Origin of the sequence: Sporosarcina ureilytica, assembly GCF_001753205.1 — a bacterium.
Taxonomy (GTDB): domain Bacteria; phylum Bacillota; class Bacilli; order Bacillales_A; family Planococcaceae; genus Sporosarcina; species Sporosarcina ureilytica.
Genome location: NZ_CP017560.1, coordinates 2,874,627 through 2,889,534 on the forward strand (window position 1 = coordinate 2,874,627; position 14,908 = coordinate 2,889,534).

The 14,908-nt window shown below is 39.1% G+C and carries 13 protein-coding genes; 4 read left to right on the top strand and 9 right to left on the bottom strand.

Going from position 1 to position 14,908, the window contains the following annotated elements:
• Positions 1 to 78: 78 nt before the first annotated feature.
• The 5 genes from dapA to BI350_RS14175 all read right to left on the bottom strand — a co-directional run bounded on the left by dapA (position 79) and on the right by BI350_RS14175 (position 5,679).
• On the bottom strand, positions 79 to 972 hold the full coding sequence (dapA, locus tag BI350_RS14155; protein WP_075528731.1) for a 4-hydroxy-tetrahydrodipicolinate synthase: 894 nt from the start codon (positions 970 to 972) through the stop codon (positions 79 to 81).
• Positions 973 to 993: 21 nt separating this feature from the next.
• Positions 994 to 2,427: a Na+/H+ antiporter NhaC gene (nhaC, locus tag BI350_RS14160; RefSeq protein ID WP_075528732.1), complete on the bottom strand. Its 1,434-nt coding sequence runs from the start codon at positions 2,425 to 2,427 to the stop codon at positions 994 to 996.
• Positions 2,428 to 2,585: 158 nt separating this feature from the next.
• Positions 2,586 to 3,500: a proline racemase family protein gene (locus BI350_RS14165; RefSeq protein WP_075528733.1), complete on the bottom strand. Its 915-nt coding sequence runs from the start codon at positions 3,498 to 3,500 to the stop codon at positions 2,586 to 2,588.
• On the bottom strand, positions 3,497 to 4,546 hold the full coding sequence (locus BI350_RS14170) for a proline racemase family protein (protein WP_075528734.1): 1,050 nt from the start codon (positions 4,544 to 4,546) through the stop codon (positions 3,497 to 3,499). Before BI350_RS14170 ends, BI350_RS14165 begins: the two co-directional genes overlap by 4 nt.
• Complete coding sequence (locus tag BI350_RS14175; RefSeq protein ID WP_075529395.1) at positions 4,543 to 5,679, bottom strand: NAD(P)/FAD-dependent oxidoreductase; 1,137 nt, start codon at positions 5,677 to 5,679, stop codon at positions 4,543 to 4,545. Before BI350_RS14175 ends, BI350_RS14170 begins: the two co-directional genes overlap by 4 nt.
• A 328-nt stretch (positions 5,680 to 6,007) precedes the next feature.
• Between BI350_RS14175 and BI350_RS14180 the strand changes: the two genes are divergently transcribed.
• The 4 genes from BI350_RS14180 to BI350_RS14195 all read left to right on the top strand — a co-directional run bounded on the left by BI350_RS14180 (position 6,008) and on the right by BI350_RS14195 (position 9,753).
• Positions 6,008 to 7,732, top strand: coding sequence for a sigma-54 interaction domain-containing protein (locus BI350_RS14180; protein ID WP_075528735.1), 1,725 nt, complete (start codon positions 6,008 to 6,010; stop codon positions 7,730 to 7,732).
• Between the two features lie 201 nt (positions 7,733 to 7,933).
• Positions 7,934 to 8,209, top strand: coding sequence for a (2Fe-2S)-binding protein (locus BI350_RS14185; protein WP_075529396.1), 276 nt, complete (start codon positions 7,934 to 7,936; stop codon positions 8,207 to 8,209).
• Positions 8,199 to 8,537: a (2Fe-2S)-binding protein gene (locus BI350_RS14190; RefSeq protein ID WP_075528736.1), complete on the top strand. Its 339-nt coding sequence runs from the start codon at positions 8,199 to 8,201 to the stop codon at positions 8,535 to 8,537. The genes BI350_RS14185 and BI350_RS14190 overlap by 11 nt, the downstream gene beginning before the upstream one ends.
• Positions 8,530 to 9,753 (top strand): NAD(P)/FAD-dependent oxidoreductase, encoded by a 1,224-nt coding sequence (locus BI350_RS14195; RefSeq protein WP_075528737.1) that lies wholly within the window; start codon positions 8,530 to 8,532, stop codon positions 9,751 to 9,753. Before BI350_RS14190 ends, BI350_RS14195 begins: the two co-directional genes overlap by 8 nt.
• Before the next feature lie 50 nt (positions 9,754 to 9,803).
• Here the strand turns inward: BI350_RS14195 and BI350_RS14200 are convergent, their stop codons facing one another.
• The 4 genes from BI350_RS14200 to BI350_RS14215 are packed head-to-tail and all read right to left on the bottom strand — an operon-like array spanning position 9,804 to position 14,903.
• The gene (locus BI350_RS14200; RefSeq protein ID WP_075528738.1) at positions 9,804 to 10,847 is read right to left on the bottom strand and encodes a proline racemase family protein; all 1,044 of its coding nucleotides are present in this window, start codon (positions 10,845 to 10,847) and stop codon (positions 9,804 to 9,806) included.
• Between the two features lie 53 nt (positions 10,848 to 10,900).
• Complete coding sequence (locus BI350_RS14205; RefSeq protein WP_075529397.1) at positions 10,901 to 12,982, bottom strand: prolyl oligopeptidase family serine peptidase; 2,082 nt, start codon at positions 12,980 to 12,982, stop codon at positions 10,901 to 10,903.
• A 44-nt stretch (positions 12,983 to 13,026) separates the two neighbouring features.
• Positions 13,027 to 13,938: an oligopeptide ABC transporter permease gene (gene opp4C / locus BI350_RS14210; RefSeq protein WP_082295096.1), complete on the bottom strand. Its 912-nt coding sequence runs from the start codon at positions 13,936 to 13,938 to the stop codon at positions 13,027 to 13,029.
• A 14-nt stretch (positions 13,939 to 13,952) separates the two neighbouring features.
• Positions 13,953 to 14,903: an ABC transporter permease gene (locus BI350_RS14215; protein WP_075528740.1), complete on the bottom strand. Its 951-nt coding sequence runs from the start codon at positions 14,901 to 14,903 to the stop codon at positions 13,953 to 13,955.
• Positions 14,904 to 14,908: the final 5 nt, after the last annotated feature.

The window sequence follows — 14,908 nt, forward strand, 5'->3', positions numbered from 1 at the left end:
TCGCTCCTTTTTATTTGGAATAAAGCATGCATGGGTTCCTACTTATATAGAAGGAACCCTTGCAAAGTTTCGTGTCTATTAATTTTTCACAACTTCAAAGCTTTGAAGCAATTCTTTTAACGTTGCTTCCTCTTCTTCAGTTAACCCAAGGCGTGGTCTGCGGCATGGTCCACCTGCCAGCCCTTGTAACTCCATTGCACGTTTAACGATTTGCACATATTTACCCGAACCTTCAAGGAACTTACCTAATGGAAGAAGTTTATCGTATAACTCCCAAGCACGATCCATATTTCCTGCTTCTGCCGCTTCATACATCTCTTTTGTTTCTTCAGGCACAATGTTTGCGGATACTGAAATCCAGCCCGTTGCTCCAACAAGCGCAGACTCAAGTGCTAGATCCTCCGAGCCACAGAATACCTTAATGAAATCTTTTCCTTGGCGTGCAATGTCACGTGCTTTTCCAATATCGCCGCTCGACTCTTTAATATGTGTAATATTATCAACATCACGTGCAACTGCGAGCAGGGTTTCAGCACTAATGTCTACACCCGAAACAAATGGATTATTGTAAATCATAATTGGAAACTTAACTGACTCCGCAACAGCCTTAAAGTGCTCATAAATTTCATGCTCTTTCGGGTGTGCGTAATACGAGTTAATTAAGAGTGACGCATCTGCACCTGCTTTTTCAGCTTGCTGTGTATGCGCAATTGCATCCGCCGTTCTCTCTGCTGCTGTACCTGCAATCACTGGAACACGTCCAGCCACTTGCTCAACTGCTACTTCCACTACTTTATAACGCTCTTCCGTTGTTAAACTAACAAATTCCCCCGTACTTCCTGTCACTGCAATCCCAGCAGCGCCTTTATTAATAAAGTGTTCAATATTTGATTTTAATCCTTCATAATCTACTTGCTCGTCCTCTTTCATTGGTGTGATCAGTACTGGAAATACGCCTTTTAATTTTGTCATTTTAAATTCCTCCTTAAATTATTAAACTTCTAATTTTGTATTTGGTATTGCAACTTCTACTTCTTCAATCACTTCTTCTTGTGCGTCTGTACGCCAAATAAATTTACCTGTAAAACCGTAAATCACTGAAATGATAATGACTAAAAAGTTAAACCATAGAAATGGCAAATAACTTAAAGTGGACACACCAAGTGCAGCGGCCATAAAGACGCCTCCGTCAGACCAAGGAACCATTGGCGTTGTTACTGTTCCGCCTGCCTCAGTATTTCGAGAAAGGACACGTCGATCGATATTCATACGATCATAGTTATCTCCTGTCATTTTACTAGCCGTAATTAGAGACACATAAGCTGCCCCGAACACATTCCCTAATACGCCTCCAACCATAGTCGACACTGTCAACTTTCCTGGATTCGTCGCCCATTTTGCTAAATAGTTACCGATTGCCCGCAGCACACCGATTCTTTCCATCAGTCCGCCAACACTTAGCGCTAAAATAATGAGCACAATGACATCAAGCATGAAGACAATACCGCCACGGTTTAATAAATTATCAATAAATGGAACACCTGATTCAATTGAATTTCCTGCATATAAAATATTAAATGCCCCTAGAAAGGACGAGCCTTGAAAAAAGAAGGCCCATAACGTTCCTAAGAATGCTCCAAGTAAAATGACTGGAATCGAAGGTGCTCTAAACGCTAACAAAACTATGACAACAACCGCAGGAATTAACATATACCAGCCGATATTGAAATGTGTTTGTAAAGCGTTCATCGTTGCAGTTGCAGTACTTAAATCACCTGATCCTTTGTACAAGAAGCCGGTTACTAAAAATAAACATCCTGCAATGAACCAAGCTGGGAAACTGACCGTGAGCATCGATTTAATATGTTCAATTAAATCGACTTTCGATAACGATGCGGTCATGACTGTCGTATCGGACAATGGTGATAATTTATCCCCTACATAACAACCCGAAATGACAGCCCCTGCTACAAGCGGCAGTGGAAAACCAAAACTTGCGCCAATTGCCATCATTGCGATTCCAGCTGTACCGGCTGAACCAAATGATGTCCCCGTGGCAATCGATGTAATTGTACAAATGATAAACGCCGCTAGTAGAAAAATACTCGGGTTAATAATGGATAACCCGTAATAAATAAGCGATGGAACTACTCCGCCTGCAATCCATGTGCCGATTAATGCACCAACGGAAAGTAAGACAAGTACAGCTTCCAAACCGTCATAGATGCCATTTAGCATGCCATCTTGCATTTCTTTATACGAATAACCTATCTTTAAACCGACCGCCATAATGACGAACCATGATGTTAATAATGCAAGTTGAATAGAGATATCCAATTTGACAATAAACAAAATCATAATGAACCCAAAACTAATGAGCACGAACAGTATTTCAGCAAGATTCGGTAACCGTTTTTCCCTTTCCATCTAAGTACACCTCTCGTTTTATGAAATTTTCCATTCCCCTTGCTACTTCGTTGTCTCTTGTTCTTTCTATTATTTGTTTTTCTCTCTATTAACAAATTAATTCTTGCATTACATGCTAGTTTTAAAAAACAACTTAAAAGGACTCTTTATTCAGTTAACTATGCCAATAAGAACCCCTCCTTTAAAGGGTCTTCTTCATCTAAAATGAAATTATGCGTGCCAGTAACAAATGCTTCTGTTGCCACGGAAAATTGTTTTCCTCGCTCATCTGATTGGGTAAGGGATACTTCTAAACAACTTCCAAAAACACTTTCATTTTTAAGGACTGTTTGTTCATCCAAAGAAGTTAAAATTGCAAAGGAAGTGTCAATTCCTGGTGAACGTAAAATATAACCATCCTTTTCAAAAGTTACAGAGCGCACACTTGATGCATTTCCTTCATCTTTTTCTAAAAGAACAACTCCTTCATACTGAACACCGGCATTTGATAGTTCTACAGTCTTTTGAATTCCCCATTGCTGGATCGCTGCCAAATGCTGTAATTCTATTGCCGGAATAGAAGTTGGACATTCGTAAATGACATAATTTCTTTTATTATCTACTTGAACAATGTCAGCATCCTTCTCTTCATTTAGTCTCGAGCATGTTTTACTATCAATTTTGGTGGAGATTACTTCACCGCCTTTTACGACCGTCTTCACCGTATAAATGCCCTGAACTGTCTCGATTGTATAAATGCCATCTTCCTTTTGCGCAATCGTTCCCGTTTCAATCAACGCAGTCAAAGTTGCTAATAATCCCTCATATTTAAAAGGACTTACCCCTTTATGATTAAAAAATAGTAATCGAACATCAGCTTCTTTGGTTGGCAATACAATACAACCGTGCATCCCCCTGTGTCCTCGCGGTTCATTCAAAAGTAAATTTCTTTCATGTTCAAAACCATTTACCAATGCATCATTGGCTGCTTGAACATCGTCTTCATGAAATCTAATCGAAGAATTCGTGACAATTCTAAATGCCTCACCCGCGACATGCGTATCGATTGTTGAAAATAACTTTCCAAAACTCATGACTTTACACCTCCTGACACAACTGGAATTTCCTCCATTGGGGGGATGAGTAAATAACCTTCGCTGAGCGGATCTCTTTCATTATAGAAAAAGCGATGCATGCCCATAATCCACGCTGAACCAGTCACTTCATTCACAACCGCTTCGACATCCTTTACAGTTGTCTCCTGAAGTACGCGTGCCTTAAATAATGAACCGACAATACTTTCATACACAAACTCTTCGTCAATTCCGATTTCTTTATTGCGATACATCGTCGCAAGTTTTGCAGAAGTTCCTGTTCCGCATGGTGAACGATCAATCCCACCTGGCGGGACGACAACTGTATTTTTCAAATCAGCTGTTGGATCAACTGGGTCTGTGAAAAATTCAATATGTGTCAATCCATTGATAAAAGGAAACTCTGGATGTACAACTTCTACAGATTCGTTAATCGCATTTCGAATTGTAATGGCTTTATCGATGATGGCAGTTGCATTTTCTGTCACAAGTGGAATATTTAATTTACGGGCATCGATAATGCCGTAAAAATTACCGCCATATGCAATATCACACTCGATATGTCCAATTCCTTCCACATCAATCTCGATGGATTTCAGTAGGAATGACGGTGCATTCGCAAAAGTAACTTCTTTCGCTTTTCCATCTTCTACTTTAATTTTCACTTTGATTAAACCTGCTGGTGTATCCAAATTAATATTCGTGTAAGGCTCTTGAACGTCAATCAGTCCTGCCTCAACAAGCGCTGTACAGCAACCGATTGTATCGTGACCGCACATTGGTAAATAACCGCCTGTTTCAATATAAATGACACCGATATCTGCATCCGGATGACATGGGTCCGTCAACAGTGCACCCGACATAACGCCATGCCCACGAGGTTCATTCATTAAGAAGTTGCGCATCCAATCATAGTTTTCTTCCATATAAAGCATTTTCTCGGACATCGTGTCCCCTTTTAACTTTGGCAATCCGCTAATTACCGTGCGTGTTGGATTGCCGCCTGTATGAGTATCGATAGTTGAAAATACACGTTGAAAATTCATACGAGCGTCACCCTTTCTTTAAATCGACTGAGTCGTAAAGGTTCTATCGGAATCGATGTTTCCTTTTCATTAATCATTTCTTCTATTAACTTTCCAGTAACAGCCGCTAAACTAATGCCGTCCCCTTCATGACCCGCCGCTATATAAAAACCTGGTACTTCTTCAACTTCGGAAATGATTGGTAAATGGTCTTCAGTCCACGGCCTTAAACCTGCGTAAGTCCGAATCACTGTCATGTCGGCGATTTTTGGATAAAAACGAACCGCGCGTCTCGCAATGGTTTTCGTTACTTCGTGATTTACTTTCGTATTAAAACCAACGAACTCACGGCTGCTTCCGATTAAAAAGTTTTGACTTTCCGTCGGTTCAAACACTAATGCAACACCGTATTTTTCAGTAATCGGATCAACTACTCGTTCTCCGCCAAATTTAGAAATTAAATAACCGAATTCCATCACTTTACGAAGTCCAACAGGTTGTTGCCTTGAAGCAACGATAATTTGCCCTTTTCTAGGGGTGATTGGGACGTCAACGTCTACCATTTCCCCAATTCTGGGGGCCCAAATCCCCCCCGCGTTCACAACCTTTTTTGCGGTAAACACGCCATTCGTCGTTTCAATTCTAAATTCGCCATTCGCTTCCAATTTTAGATTCGTCACTTCAGTATGCTGATGAATTTGAGCGCCTAACTTCTTCGCACTATGAAACATTGAAAATGTCAGCATATAAGGATTTACAGTAGAATCTGTTTTGCATTCCAACCCGCCATATAAATCATCTGCGAAATACTTGGATTCATTTCTTAAGTCTTCTCTATCCAACATTCGAAAATCCAGCCCAGCTTCCTGTTGTTTCCGAACCCATTTATTTGCCGCTTCCATTTCTTCATCATTTTCACAAACTAAAATACTTCCAGGATTTCTATATTCAAACGAAATCTCCAACTCTTTATTTAATTGGTGAACCAGTTGTTGGCTTTTTAATGACATTTGGCTATCGAATCCCGGGTCTTTATCAATCGCTAAAATATTCCCGTCACATCTTGATGATGTTCCACTTGCCAATTCACTTTTTTCAAGTACGGTAATGTCTAGTCCCGCTTTAGCGCCGTAATAAGCAATTGCTGCTCCCATAATTCCTCCGCCAATGACAACAACGTCTCTATGTATTGTCGAAACCACTTGTATTCCCTCCTCTCTTGCTCTTGCCAATTAATAATGCAAGTACCGTGCCAATTATCTGATTCCACACAACTTTTTCCTGATTTTTAGCCAGTAGCACCTGTCTAAACCTACTCATGACAAGACTTCATTTAAATTTCGACTTAACATTTTATCAAAAGATTTTTTCCATCGAACTGAATAAATAAACGCAATCGTCCGCACCTATTGAATTTTCAAACTACTAGTGTTAAATTAATTAGACAGTACAAAATATTTTTACACTGGAGTTGAATGAAATATGGTGTCTGTCAAAAAAAACTTAAAAGATATCGTCAATCGACAAGCTAATTTTTTTACAGCGAAAAAAGATTTAATTAATTTCCTTAAAAAAGAAAAACTAGAAAAAGCATTTCTTAATTCAAATAACAAAACGTACGTAGCTGTTTTGAATAACGACAATATTTCCTACCAACAATGTCCGCAAATCGCTGTTGACAGGTCAAGTTTAGAAGTTATTCAATTACTTAAAGAATACGAAATGGTTGTGGTGTTAGATAAAAAGGATGTTCCTATTGGATACATCGATTACATGACATTGTCCACATCACTCGTCCATCACTACAACCATTTGGAAGCGTACCTCAATACGATATTACATACGATTGATGAATCCTGTACGGTCATTGACGCAGAAGGAAAAGTGCTCATTTGGACAAAGGGAGCGGAACAACTCTTTTCAGTGAAAGCAAAGGATATTCTAGGTAAACCCATTACAGATTTTTTCAGCGCAGATCGACTTGAAATATTAAATGCATTACAACATGGAACCTCCGTTACCCATATGCAACACCAAGCACGTCATGATTTAGTCGTCTTAATTAACTCAAATCCAGTACGGTTAGACGATAACATTATCGGAGCCGTCGTATCCGAAATGGATATTACAAGCCAAATACGTCTCAATAATGAATTATTTAGTACGTCCGAAAAATTATTTCATTTAGAAGAAGAAGTAAGAAAAGCTTCATTAGAGGACAATCCATTCACTCATATAAGAGGCAACAGTTCTACATTGAAGAAAACGCTTGATATCGCTGAAAAAGCTGCAACGACAAATGCGAGCGTATTAATTTACGGGGAAAGTGGTGTAGGTAAAGAACTTTTCGCAAAAGCCATTCACAATTTACGCGAAGATGCTAATGCTCCTTTTATCGCTATTAACTGCGGCGCGATTCCTGCGGGATTGTTTGAAAGTGAAATCTTTGGCTATGAGAGAGGCGCATTTTCCGGCGCCGACCAAAAAGGGAAAAAAGGAAAGGTAGAACTCGCTAAAAACGGTACTTTATTTTTAGATGAAGTCGGGGAAATGCCGCTGGAAATGCAAGTGAAATTTTTACGATTACTGCAAGAAAAGAAATTTTTCCCTGTCGGCGGCACAAAGGAAATTGAAGTCGACTTTCGGATTGTCGCCGCTACAAACCGTGATTTACAGGAGTTAATAAAAGAAGGGAAATTTAGGGAGGATTTATATTACCGCCTAAACGTTGTGAACTTCACCGTTCCCCCTTTACGCAAGCGCCCTGAAGATATTATTGAACTGACACATTATTTTCTCTATGAAGTATCAAGACAATACAACAAGCCGATTCATGGGATTTCACAAGATGTCATGCAAAACTTACTCCGCCATCAGTGGCCTGGAAATATTCGAGAACTCAAAAATGTCGTTGAGCGACTCGTTGTATTTTCAGATAACGGGGAAATTAAACTGGATCATTTACCCAGAGAGATGAACGTCGAGCAATCCATCGCTAGTGAACAAGCCCATCCATTCATGCAACCATTGATGAGCGCGGAGGATGACAATCGTTCATTAAAGGCGCGACTTGAAGAATATGAAAAAGCCATTTTAATAGAAGAACTTAAAAAAGCTGGTGGAAACAAACAGCTTTGTGCAAAAAACTTACAGATTACAAGAGCTACCTTATACAACCGACTCAATCGACTTGGCATCGACATGTAGAATTGGCATCATTCTTGCATAATACTTTTATAATAGTCAATTTCATAATCCAATCTTTTCGCTGCGCCGATACATAGTTTGGGCAATTATGAAATTGCCTCTGTTGAGTTAAACAGTTCTCAAATATATATTGTATCAGCTTAGCGGTTTTAGGTAATTATGAAATTGACTCAGACAGAAAAAGAAATTGGGGTGTATGAAATGGCTGACAACACGATGATTGTTTGTAGATGTGAAGAAATTACATACGGCGAATTGGTCGATACGATTGAAAAATATGATTGTTCTGCGCGTGAATTGAAACTTAGGACTCGTGCAGGAATGGGCTATTGCGGCGGCAGATCATGCCGTAGTATGGTCGACCGCATTGCCCACCAAGGAAAAGAAAAAAGCGAAGCACAAATTTCATTAAAATATCAACCACCTATTCGTCCCGTTCGATTCGGTGATTTAGGAGCTGTTATCAATGAAAAATAGAGTGATCGATCATCCGGTACTGGATTCAATAGATGAACAAAAAACAATTTCATTCACGTATGACGGGAAAGAATACAAAGGGCTTCCCCATGAATCAATTGCAGCGGCTCTTTTGGCAAATGGCATTCGAACATTAAGAAAGCACGAAGAAAGTGGAACACCACGCGGAATTTACTGCAATATTGGCCACTGCTTTGAATGTCGTGTCACTGTCAATGGACAACAAGGGGTAAGGGCATGTTTAACAAGAGTTTCAGAAGGAATGAACGTAGCAAGCGGCGAGAAATTACTCACATCCGTGAAAGATTGGAGACCGGAAAATGACTGATATTCTTATTATTGGCGCCGGCCCTGCAGGATTATCGGCTGCCATTACAATTGCTGAACATGGCTTAAACGTCCATGTCATCGATGAATATATGGATGCGGGCGGAAGGTTGTTAGGACAACTTTATGAAGAACCAAATGGAAATTGGTGGAATGGGATAAAAGAGTCTAACAAATTAGCAGAAAAAGCTAGTAATCTTGGTGTGAAAATAAGTTTAAATACATCCGTTAATAATATCGAAAAGATTGACGATAAATGGGTCGTTTATACAGATACAAATACTTATTCGACTTCGCATTTATTATTAGCTACTGGAGCTGCTGAAGAACCTTTCCCAATTCCCGGTTGGACATTACCTGGTGTCATGTCAGTAGGCGCGGCTCAAGTCATGACAAACGTTCAACGTGTCAAACCCGGAGAGCGCGGTGTCATTATTGGGGTCAATGTTCTTTCATCCGCCATTGCAATGGAACTTAATTTAGCGAAAATCGATGTCGCTACAATCGCGTTACCTAAAATAAATCAAATTACAGAGGAGAGCGGAAATCCAGAAAATGTTTTAAACTCGCTCCTTCATGTCGCTCATATGGCCCCTTCTGCCTTCGTAAAGTTCGGCAGCAAGCTCATGAAAAACGACTTTATGAAAAAACTGGGCATTACATTTTTCCCTAAAGGCGGGGTGAAAATGTGGGGCATTCCGATTCAACTTAGAAAAGCAGTCATTGAAATTTACGGTGAAGAACGTGTAGAAGGTGTAAAAATGGCTACAATCAGCCCTACCGGTGAAGTCATTCCGGGTACAGAAGAAAATATATCAGCGGACTTTGTTTGTATTGCTGGAGGTCTTTATCCATTGGCTGAACTCGCGGCGGTCGCTGGATGTCCATTCCATCTAATCGAAGAACTCGGCGGCTATGTTCCCCTCCATAATAATCGAATGGAAACAACATTGGACGGGTTATACGTGGCTGGCAATATAACAGGAATTGAAGGTGCAAAAGTTGCGATAAGTCAAGGCGTAACGGCCGGCCTATCTATCGTCCATAATTCTGGGAAACAAAAGTTAGACCAAGAAATTGCAGCATCGATTCAAGCGATTGAAAAAACACGTGAAGAGGCCTATATTCAGTTTCATCCAGATGTTAAAGAAGGCAAAAAGAAACTTCAGCAGTATTGGGAAGCGCATAAATCCAGTAAACAGCTTGTACAAAGTTAAATGTAAAAAAGATTCACTGACCGATTTGGTTAGTGAATCTTTTTTTGTGGTTATGATTTTATATGCTCTTTCTTTACTTTCTCCTCAACTTCTTCCAATAAAAATCCTTGTGGTAACGTGTCTTCCGGATCAACTAGGAACTGATGAATTCCTGTGATAAAAGCTTGTCCAGTCACCTTTGGAATTACTGCAGTATGTTTATCGACTTTATCTAAAGATAAAATTTCACCAATAAACTGACCATCTGTAATACTTTCATGAACAAAACTACCATGTTCTTGTAAAGTTCCATCCTCGTAAAGCGTTGCGAGTCTAGCACATGTTCCGGTACCGCAAGGCGAACGATCCACTTGTTCATCTGCAAAAATTGTAACGTTTCTTAAGTCGGCATTCGGATCAACAGGATTATCTGAAAAAATGACCCCGTAAATCCCATGTAGTCCGCTTTCAAGTGGATGTACAACATTTATTTTTTCTTCAATATAATGCTTAATTTTAGTTCCCCATTTTTGAAGGGCTGGCAAGTCTTTATTATTTACTTGCAAACCTAAATCCTTACTCTGTGCAACTGCGTAAAAAGCGCCCCCAAAAGCAACATCTACTTTAAAGTTATACCCTTCAATGCTGACCGGGACATCTCTTTCCAAAACAAATGATGGGACATTTTCAAAAGATACCGATTCAACAACCGTTCCTTTACATTTAGCGTAGGCAATGACTTCTCCAGCTGGACTGTCGATAATAAACTTCTGATTTTCTTCAGTTACTTTAAATCGTCCCGTCTCAATCCCCATCGTAATTACACCAACAATTCCGTGCCCACACATCGTACTCCAACCTTCGTTGTGTAAAAACAATACCCCGAAATCAGCATGCGGGCTTGCTGGCGGCGTAATAATACAACCATACATGCCGTGATGTCCCCTTGGCTCAAGCATTAACACCTTTCGAATATCATCCAAATGTTCCATACAATAGGCACGTCTTTCTAATTGTGTGTCCCCTTTTATTTCAGGTAATCCATCCGTAATAATCCTTAATGGTTCCCCAGCAACGTGAACATCAACTGTTGTATACATATTATTAATAAGCATATACGTCTCCCCATTTAATTCATATTTTGTTGCTTCACACAAAATAAAATTATTTACTTAGAAGTTAGACTTGATGAAAAATCAGCTAAACTTGTAAAAGGCACATCCAACGCTTCAAAAAGAAAAGTATACAAATCCGCATCATGTTCAATCATTTTAGAAACAGGCTTTCCCAGTCCATGACCTGCATTTTTCTCTACTCTTAATAAGATTGGGTTATCCCCCGTTTGATATTCTTGTAAAGTTGCAGCAAATTTCTTTGCATGAAGAGGCACAACGCGATCATCTGTATCTGCGGTCGTGATTAGTGCAGGCGGATATTCAACGCCCGCCTTCACATTATGAAGCGGGGAATATTCATACAAGAATTTAAAATGTTCTTCATGTAAATCCGCATTTCCAAATTCTGTTGTCCAAAATCTTCCCACTGTAAAATGCTGAAAACGTAACATATCCGTCACTGGAACTAGACAAAGTGCCGCACCGAACAACTCAGGCCGCTGAGTTATACAAGCACCTACAAGCATACCTCCATTGCTACCGCCCATAATCGCAATTTTTTTCGAGTTTGTATAGTTCTCTTGAATTAACCATTCAGCAGCGCTTATAAAATCATCAAAACTTGTTTGCTTATTTTCTAATATCGCCGCTTTATGCCATTCTTCCCCGTATTCACCGCCGCCTCGAATATTCGCTACAGCATAAATTCCGCCTGACTGAATCCATATACTTTGAGCTGGCGTAAATGAAGGTGTCATGCTAATGCTATATCCGCCGTATCCATACAAAAGTACCGGATGATTTCCTGTCAATTCTAGTCCTTTTCGATGTGTTAAAAACATTGGAATTTTCGTACCGTCTTTTGAAGGATAGAAAACTTGTGTGGTTTCGAAATCATCTAACGGAAACTTATCTTCATTCTCGAAAACCGTTGAAAGGGAATCCTTCTTCAAATTATAGCGTATGATTTGAAGTGGCGTGAGAAACGATGTATAGCTAATAAACATTTCGCTGGCACTCTTTTTTCCACCAATGCCGTAAATTGAAATAAATTGTGGTAATTCAATTTCCTTGTCTATACTTCCATCCATATCATAAATCTTTAATTCATCATGGGCATCTTTCATTGAACAAACAATAAATTTTTCATTCACAATTTTAACGAATGATATAGGATTTTCCGTTTCCGCCACGACTTCTTTCCAATACTCCTGTTCCGGCTTTTCTAAATTAACGGCTATCACTCTGCCTTTAGGTGCTTCATAATTTGTTTGAAAATAAAAATCGTTATTTTCATTGCCTAGGAAATAAAAATAAGCATCAACATTGTGAATAAGCGGTTCAAATGGTTCGTTACTTGAACTTTCTCTATAGTAAACTTCATTTTTAGGTTCAGTGCCATTATTTACAGTTAATAATAAATAACGGTCATCGTCTGAAATTCTAGGCGCAAAAGAACGTTCTTTACGTTCCTCATCTTTATGAATTAATTCATCCTGCTCTTGAGCGGTACCAACTGTATGCCAATAGACTCGGTTATGATAACTTTGCTCTTCTGTTGGAAGGTTTTCGGCATTCGGGTAACGATTATAGTAGAACCCTTTCCCATTTTCATGCCAAGCTATCGCCGTAAATTTTCCCCATTTTAATACTTCAGGATAATCTTTACCTGTTTCAAGATTTTTGATTTTAATATGTTGCCAATCGCTTCCATCGTATGAAATTGCATATGCCAATAGCGAACCATCTTGATTAAATGATAAGCTGGTAATCGCCGCTGTTCCTTTTTCACTTAATGTATTGGGATCTAAGACAATTTCCGAACTTTCATCGTTCACTATTTTTGATTTATATAGGACAGGTTGATCTTGCAATCCATCATTTTTATAAAAATAATAATACTCTCCTTCTTTTTGAGGTAAATAATATTTTTTATAATTGTATAGTGTTGTTAATGTCTTTTTAACTTCCTCATAATGCCCGGTTTTCTGTAAATAAGATTGCGTCTTTGCATTTTGATAGTCTGTCCATTCCATCGTTTCTTGCAAATTCTCGTTTTCCAACCAGCGATATGGATCAGCTACTTGCACGCCAAAAAAATCATCAACGACATTATCTTTTCGAATTGTCTTCATTTTTATATTCCTCTTTTTCCCTTGAAATTTATTACCCATATCTTTTACTCCGTAATTTTAGGGTCAAATGCATCTCGCAACCCATCCCCGACAAAGTTAAATGCCAATACTGTAATCAGAATCATAAATCCAGGAAATAGCGGATACCACCATGCGCCGAGCATAATTTGTGGTTTTTGCGCACTTTGTAACATATTTCCCCAACTTGGAGTTGGCGGTTGGATTCCTAATCCTAAATAACTGAGAGCTGCCTCAGCCAAAATGACGCCACCTACTCCTAAACTTGCCGAAACAATAATTGGCCCCAATGCGTTCGGTAAGATATGCGAAAATATGATTCGTGAACTCCGTATCCCTAGGGTTCTTGCGGCTAAGACAAATTCTGAAGTCCGTAATGCCAAAAACTCCCCGCGCACTAATCTTGCAGTACCTGTCCAACCGAAAATCGCAAAAATTGCAATTAGCGTCATTAAGCTTGGCTCAAAAATGGTTACGAGCGTAATTAATAAAAAGAGTGATGGGAAAGAAATAACAGCGTCTACAAATCTCATAAGTACTGCATCCAACTTTCCACCATAGTAACCTGCTAAAGCACCAACTACCGTTCCGATAAATATTGAGCCGGCAACAGACATAAAGCCAACAAGTAAAGAAACCCTGGCCCCATATAAGAGTCTGCTTAACGTATCTCGTCCTAAATGATCTGCTCCTAACCAATATTTTTTGCCTGGCGGATTTAACTTATCTACCAGCGTTTGATAACTTGGATCATGCGGCGCAATCCACGGGGCAAAAATGGCTGCAGTAATAATAAAGAACAGTATAATAGCCCCAATAACCGCCAATTTATTTTGCATATATTTTCTAAGCATAATTCGCCATATAGAAACGTGTTGTACTGGCTTTTCAATGACTATTGGTTGATTTAGTGGTATTTCTTGTTTTGGAAGTGTCACATCATTCCCCCCCTTTAATATTCAATTCGTGGATCAAAAATTGCATATAAAACATCAGCTAATAAGTTACCGATAACAACTAAAGTGGCTGCAATAACAACTACCGCCATAATCACTGGATAATCTCTTTGGAATGCAGCTTCTACAAATAACAGACCTATTCCCGGCCAGGCAAAGATACTTTCAATAATGACGGAACCGCCAATAAATGAAGGAAGCATTAATCCTAAAATTGTAATTATCGGGATAAGACCATTCCGCAGTCCATGTTTAAAAATAACTGTTTTATTTTTGAAACCGTTTGCTTTTGCAGTTCGAATATAATCTTGTCGCAATACCTCCAACATACTTGACCTTGAATATCTCGTTAAACCTGCCATATCTGCCGTTGCCAATACAAAAGCCGGAAGAATTAAATGATGAAGTCGATCCAATATGCTAAAGTCTCCCCCTAATGTTGAGACACCACCAGTTGGAAACCAACCTAGATGAACGGATAAAAACATAATTAATACGAGACCAATCCAAAAGTTAGGTGTTGCAATTCCTAAGAAAGATACGAATGTAATCGAGTAATCCGTTAGTGAGTTTCTTTTTGTCGCTGAAATAACGCCTAATGGTATGGAAATAAGGAACGCAATCACTGAGGAAACTATCATTAGTAGAAGTGTATTAGGTAATCTTGCTATAATGAGTTCACTAACAGGAACCCCTTGTCGAATTAATGACTCTCCAAAATTACCTTGCACCATATTTCCTAACCATCTTACATATTGAACAACAACGTTATCATTCAATCCGTATGCTTCTTTATAGGCTTCTAAGTTCTCCTGTTTTATCATTGGATCCATCATTAAAGCGGTTGGATCACCAGGAGCCATCAGCATCATCGTAAAAGAGATAACTGTAATAATAAAAAGTAATGGAATTGCCATTAACGTTCTTCTTACGATATATGTAATCATTACAA

Excerpts from the sequence above, each read along its gene's own strand:
- nhaC (WP_075528732.1), bottom strand. The coding sequence starts at position 2,427 with ATGGAAAGGGAAAAACGGTTACCGAATCTTGCTGAAATACTGTTCGTG.
- BI350_RS14185 (WP_075529396.1), top strand. The coding sequence starts at position 7,934 with ATGGCTGACAACACGATGATTGTTTGTAGATGTGAAGAAATTACATAC.
- dapA (WP_075528731.1), bottom strand. The coding sequence starts at position 972 with ATGACAAAATTAAAAGGCGTATTTCCAGTACTGATCACACCAATGAAA.
- BI350_RS14195 (WP_075528737.1), top strand. The coding sequence starts at position 8,530 with ATGACTGATATTCTTATTATTGGCGCCGGCCCTGCAGGATTATCGGCT.
- BI350_RS14170 (WP_075528734.1), bottom strand. The coding sequence starts at position 4,546 with ATGAATTTTCAACGTGTATTTTCAACTATCGATACTCATACAGGCGGC.
- BI350_RS14180 (WP_075528735.1), top strand. The coding sequence starts at position 6,008 with ATGGTGTCTGTCAAAAAAAACTTAAAAGATATCGTCAATCGACAAGCT.
- BI350_RS14215 (WP_075528740.1), bottom strand. The coding sequence starts at position 14,903 with ATGATTACATATATCGTAAGAAGAACGTTAATGGCAATTCCATTACTT.
- BI350_RS14175 (WP_075529395.1), bottom strand. The coding sequence starts at position 5,679 with ATGGGAGCAGCAATTGCTTATTACGGCGCTAAAGCGGGACTAGACATT.
- BI350_RS14205 (WP_075529397.1), bottom strand. The coding sequence starts at position 12,982 with ATGAAGACAATTCGAAAAGATAATGTCGTTGATGATTTTTTTGGCGTG.
- BI350_RS14165 (WP_075528733.1), bottom strand. The coding sequence starts at position 3,500 with ATGAGTTTTGGAAAGTTATTTTCAACAATCGATACGCATGTCGCGGGT.
- BI350_RS14190 (WP_075528736.1), top strand. The coding sequence starts at position 8,199 with ATGAAAAATAGAGTGATCGATCATCCGGTACTGGATTCAATAGATGAA.
- BI350_RS14200 (WP_075528738.1), bottom strand. The coding sequence starts at position 10,847 with ATGCTTATTAATAATATGTATACAACAGTTGATGTTCACGTTGCTGGG.